This window comes from Sphingobium sp. B7D2B (assembly GCF_025961895.1).
In the GTDB taxonomy this organism is placed as follows: domain Bacteria; phylum Pseudomonadota; class Alphaproteobacteria; order Sphingomonadales; family Sphingomonadaceae; genus Sphingobium.
Genome location: NZ_JAOQOM010000001.1, coordinates 2337015 through 2356385 on the forward strand (window position 1 = coordinate 2337015; position 19371 = coordinate 2356385).

A 19371-nucleotide genomic window follows, 5' to 3' on the forward strand; every position below is an offset into this window, starting at 1 on the left:
CATGGCGACGAAGATCAATGGAAACGCTGGAAACCCGGAGAGTGGCGAAGAAGGCGGCGATGCCCCCCTTCTCGATCTCAACGAAGCGTCCATCAAGAAGCTGATCGCCCGTGCCAAGAAGCGTGGCTACATCACCTATGACGAGCTGAACAGCGCCCTGCCGCAAGGCGAGATGTCCTCCGACCAGATCGAGGACATCACCTCGGCGCTCAGCGATATGGGCATCAACATCGTCGAGAACGAAGAACAGGGCGATGACGGCGAAGAGCAGCCCGAATCCGAAGTCGAGTCCATCGACAATGGTTCGGACGAGGAAGACGGCTCAGGCAACGTCGCCGAGAAGAAGCAGACGACGACCGACCGCACCGACGACCCCGTGCGCATGTACCTGCGCGAAATGGGCGCAGTGGAACTGCTCAGCCGCGAGGGTGAGATTGCCATCGCCAAGCGCATCGAGGCCGGTCGTGACACCATGATCCTCGGTCTGTGCGAGAGCCCGACGACGTTCAACGCGATCATCGGCTGGTCAACCGCGCTCAACAACGGCGAGATGCAGTTGCGCGAGATCCTCGATCTCGACGCGATGCTTTCCAAAGACCCGGCGCCGGAAAGCCTGTCGGAAGACGGCGAGGACGACGATGGCGAGATTTCCGAAAAGACCGCCGGCCCCTCGTTCAAGGACGAGGACGAGGTGAAGGACGAGCCGGAAGCCGACGGTGACGACGATGATTCCATGGTCGAACGCCGCACGGCGCGCCAGGAAGAGGACGACGAGGAGGATAACACCCTCTCGCTCGCCGCCATGGAAGAGTTGCTCAAGCCCGCCGCGCTCGAAAAGTTCGCGAACATCACCGAGCTGTATGGCAAATTCGGCAAGATCCAGCAGGCCCGGCTGGTCGCGCTCGGCAATGGCATGGAATTCCCGGCCAAGGACGAAGCGACCTATCACAAGCTGCGCGAGGACCTGACCGCGGAAGTCGAGAGCGTCCAGTTCCACCAGCAAAAGATCGAATATCTCGTCGATCAGCTTTACGCCTTCAACCGGCGCCTGACGACGCTGGGTGGCCAGATGCTGCGCCTCGCCGAGCGCCACAAGGTGCCGCGCAAGGACTTCCTCGACCAATATGTCGGCCAGGAGCTGGACGACGGCTGGCTGGAGAAGGTCAGCAAGCTCGACAAGAAATGGGCGGCCTTTGCGGCCAATGAGGTCGATGCTGTCGAGCGCATCCGCGCAGAAGTCTCCGAGATCGCGCAGTCGACCGGCACGTCCCTGCCCGAGTTCCGTCGCATCGTGAACATGGTGCAAAAGGGCGAGCGCGAGGCGCGGATCGCGAAGAAGGAAATGGTCGAGGCCAATCTGCGCCTCGTGATTTCCATCGCCAAGAAGTACACCAATCGCGGCCTGCAATTCCTGGATCTGATCCAGGAGGGCAATATCGGCCTGATGAAAGCGGTGGATAAGTTCGAATATCGCCGCGGCTACAAGTTCAGCACCTATGCGACCTGGTGGATTCGTCAGGCGATCACCCGCTCGATCGCCGATCAGGCCCGCACCATCCGTATTCCGGTGCACATGATCGAGACGATCAACAAGCTGGTCCGCACCAGCCGCCAGTTCCTCCACGAGCAGGGCCGCGAGCCCACGCCCGAGGAAATGGCGGAGCGCCTGAGCATGCCGCTCGAGAAGGTGCGCAAGGTGATGAAGATCGCCAAGGAGCCGATCTCCCTCGAAACGCCGATCGGCGACGAGGAAGACAGCCACCTGGGCGACTTCATCGAGGACAAGAACGCGATCATCCCGGTCGACGCGGCGATCCAGGCGAACCTCAAGGAAACGGTCACCCGCGTCCTGGCGAGCCTCACCCCGCGTGAAGAGCGCGTGCTGCGCATGCGCTTCGGCATCGGCATGAACACCGATCATACGCTGGAAGAAGTCGGCCAGCAATTCTCGGTGACGCGCGAACGTATTCGCCAGATCGAGGCCAAGGCGCTGCGCAAGCTCAAGCACCCGAGCCGCAGCCGCAAGATGCGCAGCTTCCTGGACCAGTAAGGTCCGAAATCAGATCAGGCGGCGGAGGCGTTGCGCGCTTCCGCCGCCTTTTTCGTGCGCGCATTACCTGCCAGCCGCAAGAACCCTAGCATGAGCCTGAGCGACCTGCGCGGCCGAGCTAATACTCTGAAATAAAACAGGCTCGCGTTGCTTGGTTGGAGCGTTTTCAACATCTTGTTAACTTCCTGCGCGTTACATCGCCGCGGGGAAAATTGCCGGCCCGTCGGTTCGGCATTCTAAGGCTTGATATGGACCCGCGCCCGCTTGATTTCGTTGAGACCGGCCTTTCCGCCCGAGTGCTTGCGCTTGTGGAGAGCGAAGGGTCCGCGACACATTCCTACTGCGCGCCCGTGCTGGCCGGCGAGCGGATATCCTTTGCGCGGCACTCGGCCGACTTTGCTGACTTCATCCACCTTCTCGTTCTGCTCCACGGCCAGATCCCGGGCGTTGTCGATCATGCCGCTGTTCACACCGCAGAGCCGGTCGCCCGCGATTGGCTGATCCGCTCGACCAGCGCCTTTGCCGAAGAACGCGACTATATGCATCGCCTCTGCGCTGCGGCCGGGCCGGTGCCGAGCACGCCGCGCCATAGTGAGGCGACTGCGGCCATCGCCCAGCAAAGCCATGCCATTGAGATGCTTGCCCAGTCGGAACGGCGCGGTTGCGCGCTCGGCACGGCGATCACGCTGGTGCTGGAATGGCAGGCCATCCGCAAGATCCTCGACGTCGGTGCGCTCAGCCTCGGCATTGAGCCGGCCGAAACCGCCCTCCCCAGCCAGTCCGATACGGTGGCTCTGCTGGACGACCTTCCCCAGGTCGAGCGCTTCTCGCGTGCCGTGCAATTCGGCGCCGATCAGTTGCTCGTGCAGCATCGCGGCATGTGGAACCTGCTCAAGGCCAGGGCCGGCGCGCGACAGAGCAGCCAGTAAGATCGAGTGAACGCCGGGCATATGCCGGCATGGCTTTTTTCCGGCTCATCACCGAGCCCATGCTGGCCGTCACAACCATCGCGATGCCGGCGAGCTGGAGGGTGCTGAGACGTTCGCCCAGCATGAACAGCCCCGCCAGAACGGCGAAGGCCGGTTCGAGGCTGGTCAGCACCGCAAAGTTACGCGCTGGCAACCTCGGCAACGCATAAAGCTCCAGCGACAAGGGAATGGCGGCGGACAGGATCGCCACCAGCAGCGCGAGCGGAAGCAAGGCGGGCGCGAAGAGACCCACCCCGTTCTGCATCATGCCCAACGGCACGACGAGAAGCGCGGCCACGCAGAGCGACAAGGCCGCACCTCCAGCGCCGAAGGATGTGGCCACCCTGCGGCCGCACAGGATGTAGCCTGCCCAGCAGGCTGCAGCGATGAGCGCGAACAACAGTCCCACCGGTTCCAGCGCGCCTTTGGCGCCATCGGCACCCACCAGGCACCAGATGCCGAGACCCGCGAGCGCGACCCATAACAAGTGGACGGCACGCTTCGCCATGCAGGCGGCGAGCGTCAATGGCCCTAGCGACTGGATGGAGATTGCGATGCCCAGCGGCAGATGCGCGATAGCGAGGTAGAAAAAGAGAATAGCCCCCGCAACGCAGGTACCAAGGCCCAGCAGCGCCAGCCAGTCCGGCCGCGCAGGCCACGCCCGCCACGGCCGGACCAACACCAGCAGAATGAGCGCCGCGAACAGGATGCGCAGGGCTGACGCCCCGATCGGCCCGACCAAGGGATATAGTCCCTTGGCGAAAGCCGCCCCGAACTGGAAACAAGCCGTCGAACCCACCACAGCCAGCACCGGCAACAGCGCCAGCCCCGCCGCCGGTTCTGGGCCACCCTTCATCCTCCCACCGCTCAGTAAAGCAGATGGGCCGCGCGGGTCTCCGCCCAGGCACGTTCATCGGCCTCGGCAATATCGTCCAAGTCCGCCGCCGTCGCGGCGCCATCATCCACCCACTCGCGGAGCAAGGGCGATCCATTGATGACGTCGATGGGCAACTTGCCGATCTCATATTCATAAGGGAAATCGCGCCAGAGCGGATAGTCCGGGTACAGTGCCCGGATCGCCTTGAACGCCAGTGCCTGCACCCGCCATGGGCGGAAGGCCTGATGCGCGTAAGCCGGCCCTTCGGCATGGATATGGACGCCCGCGCACAGAGTGCCGACATGCTTGTGAAAGGTCGGCTCGAACCAGCAGTCGCGAAGGATGCATCCGTCCAGCCATTGCGGGGCCAGCGCCTGCATCTTGCCGATCACCTTGCGCGCATCGATATCCGGCGCGCCGAATAGCTCAAGCGGGCGCGTCGTCCCCCGCCCTTCCGATAGCGTCGCGCCTTCCAGCATAACCGTGCCGGCATAACAGCGGGCCATGTTGAGATTGGGCGCGTTGGGACTGGGATTGACCCAGATGCGCTCGGTGGGCCAGCCGAACCCGGGGGCCGCCTCGGGCGCATAATCCTGCATCGCGATCACGCGATAATCCACGTTCAGGCCGAAATGTGCGATGAACCACTGCCCCAGTTCGCCCATGGTGAGGCCATGACGCATCGGCATGGGCCCCGCACCGACGAAGCTCTCCCAGCCAGACCTCAGCGTCAGGCCCTCGATGGGCCGCCCGGCGGGATTGGGCCGGTCCAGCACCCACACGCTCTTGCCGGTCTTCTGCGCTGCTTCGAGCAGATAGAGCAAAGTCGTCACGAAGGTGTAGATGCGGCAGCCTAGATCCTGCAGGTCGACGAGGAATACATCGGCCGAGTCCATCATCTGCGCCGTCGGCCGGCGCACCTCGCCATACAGGCTGAACACAGGAATGCCGTGGGCAGGATCGATGAAATCCGGCGATTCCATCATATTGTCCTGCTTGTCACCCCGCAGGCCGTGCTGCGGCCCCATGGCAGCAGTCAGCCGGATGTCGCCACAGGCCGCCAGCGCATCGAGCGCATGGGTGAGGTCCGCAGTGACCGAAGCGGGATGTGCCAGCAGACAGACGCGCTGGCCGGCAAGCGGTGCACGCAGCGCGGGGTCGGCCAGCAGGCGATCGAGACCAGTCAGAAAGCTCATGCCCGGTCCACTGGCGGAAGCCGCAGCGCGAAGCAATCCCGGTGGTGAAAGTCTGGCCGTCCGGGGGGATGGGCCAGCGACCAATAGCTCAAAGTGCCGTTCGCCTCCTGGATGACCGCGCTGGCGGCGATCGCCCCTGATCGATCCCACACCAGCGCGTCTTCGGTGAGACGAATGGACAGTGACAGCCGCTCGGCATCTGCCGCCTGCAGGATATGCGGCGCGGGGATGTCGAAGGGCCTCATGCCGGTGCGATAATGGTCGAAATGATAGGCCGCAAAGGCGCCGGAGGGCGAGAAATTATACTCGGCATAGGCATCATCGTCCTCCGCCACGAACAGCTCGAAGCAGGTGGTGCGCCATAGCTCATCGGTATGAATGCCTGGTGCGGCCTCGGGCAGACGCAGATCGGCAATCCGGCCCATGGCCACGAAGCCGATCTCCCAACCATGATCGTCGGTCAGCTCAATCTGCATGCCCAGCGCCGCCAGCGCATCGCTGGGCGTATCCGGATGGCAGACCAGAGCGGCGCGGGCCAAAATACTACTCATCCTTCCCATCCCATGCTAAGCGCCCCCGCGTTTCAATAACCCCGCGCTTCCCAAAGGGCGATCATGACAAGCTACAAGTCCGACCTGCTCAACCTGCTCGAAGAGCGGGGCTATATCCACCAGATTACCGACGCAAGCGCGCTGGATGCGCTCGCCGTCCGGCAGGTCGTTCCGGGCTATATCGGCTTTGATCCTACGGCGCCCTCGCTGCACGTCGGCTCGATGGTGCAAATCATGCTGCTGCGTCGCATGCAGCAGACCGGCCACAAGCCCATTGTGCTGATGGGTGGCGGCACCGGCAAGGTCGGCGACCCCAGCTTCAAGGATGAAGCGCGCAAGCTGATGACCGTCGAGACGATCAACAGCAACATCGCGTCCATCAAGACGGTGTTCGAGAACTTCCTGACCTTCGGCGATGGTCCAACTGACGCGATCATGGCCGACAACGCCGAGTGGCTGGACGCGCTCGAATATCTGCCGTTCCTGCGGGATTACGGCCAGCACTTCTCGGTCAACCGGATGCTCAGCTTCGATTCGGTCAAGCTGCGGCTGGATCGCGAGCAATCGCTGAGCTTCCTGGAGTTCAATTACATGATCCTCCAGGCCTATGACTTCCTCGAGCTTTCCCGTCGGGCGGGTTGCCGGCTGCAAATGGGCGGATCGGACCAGTGGGGCAATATCGTCAACGGTATCGAACTCTCGCGCCGGGTGGATGGCACGGAAGTCTACGGCGTCACCACGCCGCTCATCACCACAGCCGATGGCGGCAAGATGGGCAAGACGATGGCGGGCGCCGTCTGGCTGAACGAGGCGATGCTGCCGCATTTCGACTATTGGCAATTCTGGCGGAACACGGATGATCGCGATGTCGGGCGGTTCCTGCGCCTGTTCACCGATGTGCCGATGGACGAAATCCGGCGGCTCGAAGCGCTGCAAGGCGCGGAGATCAATGAGGCCAAGAAGATCCTCGCCAATGAGGCAACGGCGCTTTGCCGTGGCCGAGCCGCGGCGGATAGCGCTGCGGAAACCGCCCGCCTCACCTTCGAGCAAGGCGCGGCAGCGGCGGCGGATTTGCCCACCGTTCACGTAGCCGAAGGCAGCATCGCCCTGGTCACCGCCCTCACCCAGGCCGGGCTGGCTGCCTCCAATGGCGAGGCGCGCCGCAAGATCGCCGAAGGCGCTGTCCGCGTCGATGACGAACCTGTGCGCGACGAAAAGCATCTGATTGCGATTGGCGAGACGCCGGTAAAGCTCAGCCTCGGCAAGAAGCGGCACGCTCTGCTCAGCCGCTAAGCTGCCGGAGCGGGGCGTTCGCGCCTCGATTACGCCGAGTTTATCAGATGTTTACCGGTCCCTGACAGGATCAGACTCCGACTGGGAGTCTGATCCATGACGTTTGCCTTCTCGATGGACGAGCCGCGCCGCTACGAACGGGACGCCGTGGAAAGCCCCGTGCAGATCTGGGGGGGCACCCTCCCGCCATCGCCGGCCGTGCTCATCAACATTTCGCCGAGCGGCTGCATGATCCGCTGCGATCAACTGGTGTCGATCGGCGAAAGCCTCACCATCGATGTGCCGCAGATCGGTATGTTGCGGGGGCGCGCGATCTGGGCGAATAGTGCGCGCCTCGGTGTCGAATTCGAGTCCGCGATCGCGGACAAGGAGTATGACATCATGCTCCTGCGGCTGAAGGGCCCCGATCATCCCGGCCGCTGACCCTCACGCCAGCCGCGCCGGAGCCTGAACGATGGGCGACGAAGCGTGGAGCCGGGCTGTCCGATCCGAGCTGAGTCACAGCCGGCGCCGCGTCGTTTCACGCGATGCCATCTCCTTCCAGACCCATGTATCGCGGCCGCGCGGCGCGGACCCCATTGAGGTCGAGCTGATCGACTTTTAGGTCTGGGGATTTCAGGCCCGCTGCGGTTTCGCACGCTTCGAACGCGGCGAGCCGGTCGCCCTTCGCCTGCCGCTCATCACCACGCAGGATGCGCAAATCCGCTGGAGCCTGCGGGGATGCTTTGGCGCGCAATTCCTCCAGCCCATCGATGCGCGGGCCTATCTCGATATTCTGGCATGCATCACCCGGCCCCAGACCGAGGGCTGACGCTCAGCCGCTGGCCAGCAGACTGATCGCCGCATCCCGCTCGAACAGATAGAGGCAGAGCCGCGCGGCCTGCCCGCGCGGGGAGGCCAGCCCGCCATCGCGGTCCATGAGCAGCCGGGCATCGTCATGCGCTGCATCCAGCAGAGACTGGATCTGTTCCGGGCTGGCCAGCCGGAAGCGCTGCTCGCCCGATTGGCGCGTACCGAGGATTTCGCCAGCCCCGCGCAATTTCAGATCTTCCTCTGCGATGCGGAAGCCATCATTGGTCTCGCGCATCAGGGCGAGACGCGAGCGCGCTGTTTCGGACAAATTACTCCCGTGCAGCAACATGCAGAAACTGCGCTGGTCGCCGCGCCCCACGCGCCCGCGCAACTGGTGCAATTGCGCAAGGCCGAAGCGCTCCGCCGCTTCCACGATCATCAGCGTGGCATTGGGCACGTCCACGCCGACCTCGATCACCGTCGTCGCAACCAGCAGCTTGAGCTGCCCGCGCGAGAAGGCCTCCATGACCGCATCCTTCTCCGGACCGGGCATCTGCCCGTGGACCATGCCGACGACATCCGCGCCGAACCGCGCCTTGAGCATCGCAGCGCGCGCTTCCGCTGCCGCCTCGTCGCCATCCTCGCTTTGCTCGACCAGCGGGCACACCCAATAGGCCTGACGCCCCGCCGCAATATGGCGGCCGAGTGCGGAGACGATATCCTCCAGCCGATCATCACCGATCACCCGCGTGTCGATGCTCTGGCGGCCCGGCGGCATCTCATCGAGCCTTGAGACGTCCATATCGCCATATTGCGCCAGACAGAGCGTGCGGGGGATCGGGGTTGCCGTCATCACCAGCAGATGCGGCGTGCGCTCGGCCTTGGCGGTCAGCATCAACCGCTGCGACACGCCGAAGCGATGCTGCTCATCGATAACCGCGAGGCCGAGATTGCGATAGGTCACGGCCTCCTGAAAGATCGCATGGGTGCCCACGAGGATATGGATGCTGCCATCCGCCAGCCCCATCAGTGTCGACTCACGCGCCTTGCCCTTGTCTCGCCCGGTGAGGATCGCGACGTTCACCGGCAGGCCGGCCAGCATTGTCTGGAGGCTGGCATAATGCTGGCGGGCGAGAATTTCCGTCGGCGCCAGAAAGGTCGCCTGCGCGCCGGCTTCCACCGCATTGAGCAGCGCCATCAGCGCCACCAGCGTCTTGCCCGAACCGACATCGCCCTGCAGCAGCCGGAGCATCGGCACAGCCTGCGCCATGTCGCCCTCGATCTCGGCCGACGCGCGGCGCTGGGCGCCGGTGGGCGCGAACGGCAGGCGCAAGGCGTTGCGCAGATGCCCGTCCCCGGCCAGCGGAAGCCCGCGCCGGCGGCGGGTCGAGGCGCGCAGCAGCATCAGCGCAAGCTGGCTGGCGAACACCTCGTCATAGGCCAGGCGCTCGCGCGCGGCCTTTGCGCCCGGCGTTTCGTGCGTGGCCTTGAGCGCCTCCTGCCAGCTCGGCCAGCCCTTGTGGGCGCGCAGCCCCGGCTCGATCCACTCATCCAGAGCCGGGCCGCGCTCGACCGATTGCGCGACAAGATCGCGCAGTCGGCCATTGGTGATGCCCTCCGAAAGACCGTAGACGGGCTCGCAATCGGCAATCTGACCCGCCTCTTCCACCGGCACCACATGGTCGGGATGGACGATCTGCAACTCCTCCCCGAACTGATCGAGCCGACCGGAGACAAAGCGCGGTTCACCGAGCGGGAAGAGCTTGCGCGGCCATCCGCTGTTCTTGCCGAAATAGACGATGCTCACCGGGTCGCCGGCCATATCCACGGCGCGGATGCGGAACGGCGCCCGTGCCGTGCCCGAGGCGCGATACTCCTGCGCCGTCAGCACCAGCGCGACCATCCGCCCCGTCTCGGCTTCCGCGAGCCGCCGGACGCGCTGCCGCTCGATCCAGCTCACCGGCAAATGGAAGGCAAGGTCGACCACGCGCGTAAGGCCCAGGCGCTCCAGCGGCTTGGCCGAAGCGCTCCCCACGCCCTTGAGCGCCGTGCTTTCCGTGAACAGCGGATTGAGAATATCGGGCCGCATCGCTATCTGCCCTAGTCGAAGCTGGAGGGCCGGAAAAGTGCCCGCCGGCCAATCATGATAAATCGCGCACCCGAGCGCCGCGCGAAAAGGACCGGACATGATCGACGAGACCCGCCTGCGCCGCCTCAAATTCCGCGCCTGGCACCGGGGCACGAAGGAAGCGGATCTGATGATCGGCGGCTTCTTCGATGCCCACGCCGCCAGCTTCACGCAGGAACAAGCCGATCTGTTCGAGGCGCTGCTCGAGGAAGAGGATGTCGACATCATGGCCTGGGCCATCGGCACTCTTCCCTGCCCCGCGCATTACGAAGGCGCGATGATGGAAGCGATGCGCAGGCTTGATTATGTCCCGATTGCGAAGTGATCCCTCCCCTCTCTTGACCCTCCCAACCTCCGTTCGGTTCGAGCGTAGTCGAGAACCAGCGGGCCAACGCCAATCCCAAAGCGCTACCCGTGTCTCGACTTCAGCCTCTGGCTGAAGTTTATCCTGAGCGCCCGCCCTGCGGGCAGTCGAAGGGCTCGACACGAACGGAAGGCAGAGTCGAACACACTAATGACCGACATATCCCGCATCCTCTCGGCCAAGGCGCCGCTCACCCTGTCCGGCGTGCCTGCAGGGTTCCTGCCGGTTCTGCTGGCGGACCTCGCCCGCGCGGCGAAGGAGCGCGCCTGCTTCATCGCCGCCGACGGCCAGATGGCGGACGCGATAGCGCAGACCGTGCATTATTTCGCGCCAGAGCTGGAGGTGGTGAGCATCCCGGCCTGGGATTGCCTGCCTTACGACCGCGCTTCCCCTTCGCTGCGCGCCGCGTCCGAGCGGCTGGCGGGCCTGCACGCCCTGCAGGGCAAGCCCAAGGGTCCGCAGCTGGTCATCACCACCGTCAACGCGGTCACGCAGAAGACACTGACACCCTTCCGCATCCGCCAGATGGTCGCGCGCCTGGCTCCGAACGAGCGGATTGCCATCGACCGGTTGGTCAGCCTGCTCCAGTCTAACGGCTATGTCCGCACCGATACGGTGCATGATGCCGGCGAATATGCCGTGCGCGGCGGCATCGTCGACCTCTATCCCTCGGGCGAACCCGGCCCGCTGCGGCTCGATTTCTTCGGCGACGAGATCGAGACGCTGCGCCGGTTCGATCCCGCGACGCAGCGCACCACCGGTGCGGTCGATGGCTTCATGCTCCTGCCCGCCTCCGAAGCGCTGCTCGATGAGGAGAGCATCAAGCGCTTCCGCAGTCGCTATCGCGAGATGTTTGGCGCGACCGCCACGGGTGACCCGCTGTATCAGGCGGTGAGCGATGGCCGACGTCTGGCCGGCATGGAGCATTGGCTGCCGCTGTTCGAGGACCGGCTCGTCCCGCTCGCCGAACATCTGCCGGAGGGCACGCTGTGGATTCGCGAGGTCGGCACTGCTGGCGCGGCCGAGGCCCGCTTCGAGGCGATCCGTGACTATCACGCCAACCGCACGACCGCCGCAGCCGCCTCGCCGGGCAGCTATCGCCCGCTGGCGCCGGATCAGCTCTATCTGACTGCCGATCAATGGGCGCAAAGTATCGAGGCGCTGCCGATCCACCTCACCTCCAGCTTCCACGAGCCCGAGAGCGCCCATGTGCTCGATTTCGGCGTGGACAGCGCCCGCGACTTCGCGCCGGAGCGGGCGCAGGGCGGCAATGTCTATGAGGCAGTGGCCAAGCATCTGGAACAAAGCCAGCGCAAGGGCCGCAAACGCATCATCGCCAGCTATTCCATCGGCGCGCGCGAGCGGCTGAAGGGCTTGCTGGAAGATCATAAAGTGCGCGGCGTCATGCTGGTGGATAGCTGGCAAGAGGCGCTTGGCGCGCCCGCAGGCCGCGTCGCGCTGGCCGTGCTGCCGCTCGATCACGGCTTTGCCAATGCCGAATTGGAAGTGCTGACCGAGCAGGACATGCTCGGCGATCGTCTGGTGCGGCGTCAGAAGCGGCGCAAGAGCGCGGATGCCTTCCTGGCGGAACTCGCCACGCTCACCCCCGGCGATCTTGTCGTCCATGTCGATCATGGCATCGGGCGCTATGAAGGCCTGACCTCGATCCCGGTCGGCAAGTCGCCGCATGATTGCGTCGCGCTGGCTTATGCCGGCGGCGACAAGCTCTACGTGCCGGTCGAGAATCTCGACGTGCTCTCCCGCTACGGTTCGGGCGAGGATGCGGTCGCGCTGGACAAGCTGGGCGGCGAGGCCTGGCAACGCCGCAAGGCGCGGATGAAGGAGCGCATCCGGGAGATCGCCGGAGAGCTGCTTGCCACTGCTGCCCAGCGCGCTTTGCGCGCTGCCCCTGCCTATGAGGCGGAAAGCGCCGGCTATCCCGCCTTCGTCGACCGCTTCCCCTATGAGGAAACCGAGGATCAGGATCGCGCAATCAGCGATGTGCTGGACGATCTGGCCGCCGGCAAGCCGATGGACCGGCTGGTCTGCGGCGACGTGGGCTTCGGCAAGACTGAGGTCGCGCTGCGCGCCGCGTTCGTCGCCGCGATGGCCGGCGCGCAGGTCGCGTTGATCTGCCCGACCACCCTGCTTGCGCGCCAGCATCACCTCAATTTCGAGGAGCGGTTCCGCGGCTTCCCGCTCAAGGTCGGGCGCCTCTCCCGCCTTGTCGGCACCACCGAGACCAAGGCGACCAAGGACGGCCTGGCCGACGGCACCATCGACATCGTCATCGGCACCCATGCCCTGCTGACCAAGGGGCTGGAGTTCAAGCGGCTCGGGCTGGTGATCGTGGATGAAGAGCAGCGCTTTGGCGTGGTCCACAAGGAGCGGCTCAAGCAGCTCAAGGCGGACGTCCACGTCCTCACCCTCACCGCCACACCGATACCCCGCACGCTACAAATGGCGATGAGCGGCCTGCGCGAACTGTCCGTCATCCAGACGCCGCCCGTGGATCGCCTCGCGGTGCGCACCTATGTCATGCCGTGGGACGATGTCGTGCTGCGCGAGGCGTTGCTGCGCGAGCATTATCGCGGCGGGCAGACCTATTTTGTCGTGCCGCGCATCTCGGACATGCCGGACATGGAGGATTTCCTCCGCGAGAAGGTGCCCGAAGTGCGCGCCATTTCCGCTCATGGTCAGATGTCGGCCAGCGAGGTGGAGGAGCGCATGTCCGCTTTCTACGAGCGCAAATATGACGTGCTGCTCTCGACGACCATCGTCGAATCCGGTCTCGATATCCCGAGCGCCAACACCATCATCATCCATCGCGCCGATCGCTTCGGCCTCGCCCAGCTCTACCAGTTGCGGGGCCGGGTCGGCCGCTCGAAGACGCGCGCCTATGCCTATATGACGACTCCGGCCGACCGGCTGACGACGGAGACGGCAGAAAAGCGACTGAAAGTCCTGTCCGATCTCGATACGCTGGGCGCAGGATTCCAGCTTGCGAGCCATGATCTCGACATTCGCGGCGCCGGCAATCTCGTCGGTGACGAGCAGAGCGGCCACATCAAGGAAGTCGGCTTCGAGCTTTACCAGTCGATGCTGGAAGAGGCGATCATGGAAGCCAAGGCCGGCGGTGCCGCACTCGCCCCGGCACCGGACAAGTCCTCGCCGCAGATCAATGTCGAGGCGCCGATCATGATCCCGGAGGATTATGTGCCGGATCTCGACCTGCGCATGGGCCTCTATCGCCGCATCAACGAGCTGGAGGACAAGGGCGCAATCGAGGCCTTCGCCGCCGAGCTGATCGACCGCTTCGGCCCGCTGCCGGACCCGACCCAGAATCTACTGACCCTGATCGACGTGAAGCTCAATTGCCGCAAGGCGGGCATCGCCAAGATCGACATCGGCCCGCGCGGCGCGCTGGTGAGCTTCCAGAACGACCAGTGCCGCAATCTTCCCGGCCTGATCGGCTACGTCCAGAAACTCGGCGCCATCGCCAAGCTGCGGCCCGACAGCAAGCTGGTCATCCAGCGCGCCTGGGGCGACCCGAAGGCACGGTTGAATGGGGCGCTGAAGCTGAGCCAGGGGCTGGCGAAGAGTATTGGTTGAGGGGTGGATTACCGCGACGGCGCGCGATGTGGAGCATGTGTTGGGGCGGCGCTGGAGGGACGAAGCAGAGAATCCGGATTGTGAGCTTTCCTCGACACTGAGGAGCCATCATGGCTGCTGTCGATAAAAGCTCCCCGCCTGCGAACAAGCTATGGAAACCGGCCTTCTTCAACCGTTCCCGTTCGTGCTGAGTAGGGTCTGAGGAGCGCCGCAGGCGCGTATCGAAGAGCCGTATCGAAGCATCCCAGTGCACGGGCCGGTCCTTCGATACGCCGCTTCGACAAGCTCAGCAGCGACTCAGGACGAACGGAGGGAATTCCGACAATGGCGTCGCGCCTGATCAGTCCGTGTTCAACACCAACGTCGGACCACAGCCGTAGCCGCTTTGAAGCGGTGACGAAGGATCGGTGAACGACATGTTCTAGCGTGGGAAGCGGCCGCTCAAGCCGGAGCGCGTTTGTCGAAGAATGAACAAGGCTCAGGGATTTTGATAAGTGGGCTGAAATCAACCTTCCAAAGATCAAGTTCGTACAGATCCCCGTCTTGGTCCAGAATCAACCCAACCCTAACTTGCATCCCATCTTCGTCGTAAAAGGCGCAAGAGCCAGCCTCGCCTCCATATGTGCGTTCGAGCTTTTGCGATACAAATGACAGGCCTCCCATCCCGCCATCATCCATCTCCTCAACGAGAAGCTCAGGCGGTAGGGCGTTACTGCACTCGTTCACCTCCCAAAGGTAGGCAACCAACGCCCGCTCTTCAGGCTTAAGAGGGCGAGGTGCAGAGTGCATTTAACGTCAAATAAGGGATTCAATATTGACTGCAATGACATGGTATCTGGACAGGCAGGTTTTAAGATTGCCGATGATAGCTGACGTTCTTGCCACCAACCCACTTCACGGCCGCCCCTGGAAGCGTCCCGCCCGAACCGTCCTACTCAATCCATAGCCCATGCGCCCGGTGCCAGTCTTCCAGCCCCTCGTCTGGATAGCCGTCGAAGCACTGGTCATCCGACCCGATCTGCGGCTCGACCCAATTCGCCTTTGATCCGAGCATCATGTGCACCAGCGACGGCGGCTTGGGCAAATCGCCGTCGATCGCGGAAGCGAAAGGGTGGAGCAGGTCGGGATACTCTGGGCTGAACACCCAGAGCGCGCTCGCGCAGGACGGGCAGAAGTGCCGCTCGCCGGTGCTGACGCGGCATCCGCCCTCGCCCCCACCGCCGCCATCGTCCAGCGTTGCGTGATAGACGGCGGTCTCGCCTTTCACCTTGAGCGTGCGCTTGTCGGCGTGGAGATTGATGGCATAGCCGCCACCGCTGGCGGTCTTGCGGCAGATCGAGCAATAACAGCGCAGGAATGGCACCGGCGCGCGGCTGTTGACGGAAAAACGCACGGCGCCGCATCGACAGGAACCTTCGAGCTTGAGGGGCATGGCACGGTCCTCTTGTGGTGATCGTCTCTCGAGCTGAACCGCTCTTATCTCCGCCGGTTCCCTCAGCGCCCATTGCGCGCTTCCCCTTGCGGCCACTTAATCCTTGATCTGCGCGCGCATCCTCCGCATGGCGAGCGCGCCCGGTGCCCGGCCCATGTCCGGTGGCCGCGTGCCCTGGCAGGAGATGTCCGCCCGTGATCGTTCGCAACCGCCTTGGCTTGCTCGAAGTGCTGTTCGCCTATCGCGGCACGATCATGCCGCATATCCAGCATCGGCTGGCAGGCATCGCCGTGGCCAGCGTGGCGGCCATTCTGGCAGCGCGCGCCTGGCCAGGGCTATTCGCGCAGATCAGCGGCATTCCATTCGCCCTGATCGGCCTGTCGCTCTCCATCTTCATGAGTTTCCGCAACAGTGCCTGTTATGATCGCTGGTGGGAGGGCCGCAAGCAATGGGGCGCGCTGATCATCGCGAGCCGCTCCTTCGCGCGGCTCACCTCCTCGCTGCCTGAGGAGGAACGCACCCCGCTGCTCCGCGGCATCTGCGGCTTCACCAACGGTCTTGCTGCCCGCCTGCGTCAGCACGATGAGGCTGCCGCGATCGGCCGGTGGGTGAACGATGGACCATGGCGCACCTCCCCGAACCCGACCGACACCGTACTTTACGAGATGGGTGCGCGCTGCTTGCGCCTCTCCGCAGATGAAAAGATCAACCCCATCCACCACTCACTCATCGAGGCGCAGCTCCAGGCGCTCAGCGATGTGCAGGCGGCCTGCGAGCGGATCGCCAGCACGCCGGTGCCGTTCACCTATTCGCTCATTCTCCACCGCACGACCTACGTCTTCTGCCTGTTGCTGCCCTTCGCATTGGCTGGCTCGCTGGGCTGGTGGGCCCTCATTCCGGTGCTGGTGGCGAGCTATACCTTCTTCGGGCTGGACGCCTTGGGCGATCAGCTGGAAGACCCGTTCGGCTATGATCCCAACGATTTGCCGCTCGATGCGATGACGCGGACGGTGGAACGCGAAATGCTCGCCCGCCTCGGCGCGACCGACCTCCCCGCACCCATCGCGCCCGATCAGCACATCCTGACCTGATTGCTTGCTAGCGCGAGGCTGGAGCGCACCGAAACCTGAGATATTTGGCCGATCCGTGTTGACGTGGCTCGATTCGTTTCCTAAACGTTCTCCGTCCGTTCCATATTGGGGAACCACTCATGTTGACCGCCAAGCAACAGCAACTGCTCAGCTACATCAAGCAGCATCTCGATCAGGGTGGCGTCTCGCCCAGTTTCGAGGAGATGAAAGAGGCGCTGGACCTCAAATCGAAGTCCGGCATCCATCGGCTGATCAGCGCGCTGGAAGAACGCGGCTTCATCCGCAGGCTGCCCAATCGCGCGCGGGCGCTCGAAATCCTCAAACTGCCGGATGGTATGCCCGTGGCAGAGCGGACGGAAGAGCCGGCGGCGGCCACCAACGTGACCCCGCTGCACAAGGCGCCCACCGCGCCGGCGCGGACGATCCCCATCGCCGCCAATGACGTGATCGAAATTCCGCTGCATGGGCGCATCGCTGCCGGTCTTCCCATCGAGGCGATGGAGAGCGACACCATGTTGCCGGTCCCGGCCGCGTTGCTGGGTGCCGGCGATCATTACGCGCTGGAAGTCTCCGGTGACTCGATGATCGAAGCGGGGATTTTCGACGGTGACTTCGCGCTGATCCAGCGGACCGAGACGGCGCGGGATGGCCAGATCGTCGTGGCCCTCATCGACGAGAATGAAGCGACGCTCAAATATTTCCATCATGAGGGCCGCAAGGTGCGGCTCGATCCTGCCAATCGCGACCATGAGCCGCAAACCTATGAGGCGCGGCAGGTGCGCATTCAGGGCCGGCTCGCGGGGCTATTGCGGCGTTATAACTGAGGCGGGCTATATGGGACGCCGGCTCTAGCGCGAGCCGGTACCCACGATCCAGGGATGGCGGCTGCGCGGATCGTGGCCCGCCACGATCTCTCGACTGTCGAGCAGGATCAGTGCGCCGCCCATAGCGCTCAGCGCTGGCCGATCCAGCTTTGCCCAGCGCGGCACACATCCGGGTGGGAGGCGCCGGTCCGCGATCACCAGATCAGCCTGTGCGCAGGCGGCCACCAGCTCGGGATAGGGAACAAGCAGGCGCGAGCGACTGATCAGCAGGTGAACCGGCGGCTGGTCAGCACGGCCCGGCAATGTCATCGCGCACATGTCCCGCGTGCATCGCGTGTCCGGCGCCTGCGCGAGGGACGCAAACTCACCGTCATAGGCGCTCGCTTCAGCCAGAGTCGTGCGAACATAGTCCCCGCTTCGGTCCCGCAGCAGTGCCATGCGCCCATCGCGCAGGCGCACCGCCACATGATGGCCGTCGGCGGTGACGAGCACGTCGGCGGACGGTGCCAGAAATGTCAGGAAAAAGCCTAGCGCCGTCAGAGGCAGGCCCCACCAACGCAGCGCCGTGTGCCAGAGCATCAGCCACAAGAGGCCGATCATGGCGAGCGCAAAGGCCAGTCCGCTGGAGACGGGCAGCGATAGCGTCGCAAAGGGCTGACTGGCGACAGTATGCGCAATCCACAGCAGGAACTTGAGCGCCACACCGACCACCCACCAGACCGGCGCCCCCAGCCCCACAGCGTCGAGCACCAGCGCGAGCACCTCAGCCGGCATCACCACGAAACTTGTGAGCGGAATGGCGATCATATTGGCCGCCGCGCCAAGCAGGCCCGAGCGATGAAAATGGGCAAAGGCAATCGGCGTCAGCACCAGCTCGACCAGCAGCCCGGTCGCCAGCAAGGCGCCGAGGCTGCGGGTCCAGCGCTTTATCCGCCCCTCATCGCGTCGCTCGAACAGCCGCCGTGCGGGGGGATATTCGTAAAGCGCCACGATTGCGGTCACGGCCATGAAGCTCATCTGGAAGCTGGGGCCGATGACAGCCTCGGGCCAAAAGATCATCACGATCAGCGCGCCGGTCGCGATCAAGCGCAGCCCGATTGCCTCGCGGCCCAGAGCCATGCCCGCGATCACCAGCAGAGCGGCAATGCAGGAGCGGATCGTCGGCACCTGCGCCCCGGTGAACACAGTGTATCCGATGCCCGCCGCGCCGCCCACGCAGGCGGCGATCATCAGCACCGGCCAGCGCAGCGCGAGGGCCGGCGACAGCGCAAGCAGACTGACCATGATGAGAATCACGCCGCCGATCAGCGCGGAGACGTGCAAGCCACTGATCGAGAGCAGATGGGCAAGCCCGCTGCGCCGCATCGCGTCCGCATCCGCCTCGCTGATCCAGTTCTGATTGCCCGTGGCGAGCGTGATCGCGATCGTCCCTTCCGGTCCCGGCAACCGCGCGGCGATGTGGTGGGCGAGAGTCGCGCGCGCATCCCCGCCAGGGGGTGCCGCATCGAGGCGCTGCACTTTGTCGAGCGCCCGCCCGGTAGCGCCGAGACCGGAGAAATAGGCCGTCCGCGCAAAATCATAAGCGCCCGGCAGGGCAGCCGGTGCAGGCGGCATCAGCCGCGCGCGTAGGGCAATGCGGTCGCCAGCGGCAATCTCTTCGCCCATCTGAACGGGCGCCGCGTTGATGCGGACCCGCGCCGGCAGATCGGGACGGGACAGCGGCGCGACCTCCAGCCGCACCAGCCCTCGCGCAGCCAAAGGCGTCGCCGTGAGGACGCGGGCCTCCATCTCCACCACGGCAGCACGCGCGAGCGGCGGCTGCGCGACGAGCAGGGCCTTGGCCCAGATCAGCAGACAGCCCGCCGCCAGCAGCACCGCGCCAACGGCGAGCGCAGCGGGCAAGCGTCCTCCGCGCCCCACGGCGCCAAAGGCGGCGGCGACGCCCAGCCAGAAGGCGATCCACGCCATCCACTGCGGTGGCGCAGGCAAGGTGAACCAGGCGATGATCCCGGCGCCCAGCAGGATCGGCACCCACAGCGGTAGCTGCGCCCGCTCGGCCTCCAGCACCGATTCCGTCCACGCATGAAGCCGTCCCAACCAGACACTGCTGCGGCGCAACAACGGTATTTGTCGAGCCGGAAAAGGCGTGCTAGGGGCATTCTCGTTCACTAGGAAACCCACCCGCGACATAAG

At 64.6% G+C, this 19371-nt stretch carries 16 protein-coding genes; 8 read left to right on the plus strand and 8 right to left on the minus strand.

What is annotated here, in order from left to right; all coding sequences use genetic code 11:
• The first annotated feature begins 1 nt into the window (after window position 1).
• Window positions 2-2050: an RNA polymerase sigma factor RpoD gene (rpoD, locus tag M2341_RS10820; RefSeq protein WP_264570622.1), complete on the plus strand. Its 2049-nt coding sequence runs from the start codon at window positions 2-4 to the stop codon at window positions 2048-2050.
• Between the two features lie 248 nt (window positions 2051-2298).
• The gene (locus tag M2341_RS10825; RefSeq protein ID WP_264585237.1) at window positions 2299-2979 is read left to right on the plus strand and encodes a DUF6975 family protein; all 681 of its coding nucleotides are present in this window, start codon (window positions 2299-2301) and stop codon (window positions 2977-2979) included.
• On the opposite strand, the gene M2341_RS10830 is transcribed toward M2341_RS10825, so the two are convergent.
• The 3 genes from M2341_RS10830 to M2341_RS10840 all read right to left on the minus strand — a co-directional run bounded on the left by M2341_RS10830 (window position 2942) and on the right by M2341_RS10840 (window position 5642).
• A complete protein-coding gene (locus tag M2341_RS10830) occupies window positions 2942-3760 on the minus strand; it encodes an EamA family transporter (protein WP_264585238.1) in 819 nt (272 codons plus the stop codon). The genes M2341_RS10825 and M2341_RS10830 overlap by 38 nt on opposite strands.
• Before the next feature lie 125 nt (window positions 3761-3885).
• Window positions 3886-5091: a DUF1343 domain-containing protein gene (locus M2341_RS10835; protein ID WP_264585239.1), complete on the minus strand. Its 1206-nt coding sequence runs from the start codon at window positions 5089-5091 to the stop codon at window positions 3886-3888.
• Entirely contained in the window at window positions 5088-5642 is a 555-nt protein-coding gene (locus M2341_RS10840; RefSeq protein ID WP_264585240.1) for a DOMON-like domain-containing protein, read from the minus strand. The genes M2341_RS10835 and M2341_RS10840 overlap by 4 nt, the downstream gene beginning before the upstream one ends.
• Before the next feature lie 63 nt (window positions 5643-5705).
• Here M2341_RS10840 and tyrS point away from each other — a divergent pair, with 63 nt between their 5' ends.
• Both tyrS and M2341_RS10850 read left to right on the plus strand, forming a co-directional pair.
• Window positions 5706-6935, plus strand: a complete 1230-nt coding sequence (tyrS, locus tag M2341_RS10845; protein ID WP_264585241.1) for a tyrosine--tRNA ligase — start codon at window positions 5706-5708, stop codon at window positions 6933-6935.
• 96 nt (window positions 6936-7031) lie between these two features.
• Window positions 7032-7358, plus strand: coding sequence for a PilZ domain-containing protein (locus tag M2341_RS10850; protein WP_181559932.1), 327 nt, complete (start codon window positions 7032-7034; stop codon window positions 7356-7358).
• A gap of 97 nt (window positions 7359-7455) precedes the next feature.
• Here M2341_RS10850 and M2341_RS10855 read toward each other — a convergent pair whose 3' ends face one another.
• Window positions 7456-7671, minus strand: coding sequence for a hypothetical protein (locus tag M2341_RS10855; protein ID WP_264585242.1), 216 nt, complete (start codon window positions 7669-7671; stop codon window positions 7456-7458).
• 78 nt (window positions 7672-7749) lie between these two features.
• Window positions 7750-9816: an ATP-dependent DNA helicase RecG gene (recG, locus tag M2341_RS10860; protein WP_264585243.1), complete on the minus strand. Its 2067-nt coding sequence runs from the start codon at window positions 9814-9816 to the stop codon at window positions 7750-7752.
• Between the two features lie 97 nt (window positions 9817-9913).
• Here recG and M2341_RS10865 point away from each other — a divergent pair, with 97 nt between their 5' ends.
• Window positions 9914-10180, plus strand: coding sequence for a succinate dehydrogenase assembly factor 2 (locus tag M2341_RS10865; RefSeq protein WP_264585244.1), 267 nt, complete (start codon window positions 9914-9916; stop codon window positions 10178-10180).
• Between the two features lie 189 nt (window positions 10181-10369).
• Window positions 10370-13831: a transcription-repair coupling factor gene (mfd, locus tag M2341_RS10870; protein WP_264585245.1), complete on the plus strand. Its 3462-nt coding sequence runs from the start codon at window positions 10370-10372 to the stop codon at window positions 13829-13831.
• A 441-nt stretch (window positions 13832-14272) separates the two neighbouring features.
• On the opposite strand, the gene M2341_RS10875 is transcribed toward mfd, so the two are convergent.
• Together M2341_RS10875 and M2341_RS10880 are read right to left on the minus strand one after the other, a co-directional pair.
• The gene (locus M2341_RS10875) at window positions 14273-14620 is read right to left on the minus strand and encodes a DUF6984 family protein (RefSeq protein ID WP_413715440.1); all 348 of its coding nucleotides are present in this window, start codon (window positions 14618-14620) and stop codon (window positions 14273-14275) included.
• A gap of 142 nt (window positions 14621-14762) precedes the next feature.
• Window positions 14763-15263 (minus strand): GFA family protein, encoded by a 501-nt coding sequence (locus M2341_RS10880; protein ID WP_264585247.1) that lies wholly within the window; start codon window positions 15261-15263, stop codon window positions 14763-14765.
• 194 nt (window positions 15264-15457) lie between these two features.
• Between M2341_RS10880 and M2341_RS10885 the strand changes: the two genes are divergently transcribed.
• A complete protein-coding gene (locus tag M2341_RS10885) occupies window positions 15458-16354 on the plus strand; it encodes a bestrophin family protein (RefSeq protein ID WP_264585248.1) in 897 nt (298 codons plus the stop codon).
• A gap of 119 nt (window positions 16355-16473) precedes the next feature.
• Window positions 16474-17178: a transcriptional repressor LexA gene (lexA, locus tag M2341_RS10890; RefSeq protein WP_264585249.1), complete on the plus strand. Its 705-nt coding sequence runs from the start codon at window positions 16474-16476 to the stop codon at window positions 17176-17178.
• Window positions 17179-17202: 24 nt separating this feature from the next.
• On the opposite strand, the gene M2341_RS10895 is transcribed toward lexA, so the two are convergent.
• A complete protein-coding gene (locus tag M2341_RS10895) occupies window positions 17203-19275 on the minus strand; it encodes a ComEC/Rec2 family competence protein (RefSeq protein ID WP_264585250.1) in 2073 nt (690 codons plus the stop codon).
• Window positions 19276-19371: the final 96 nt, after the last annotated feature.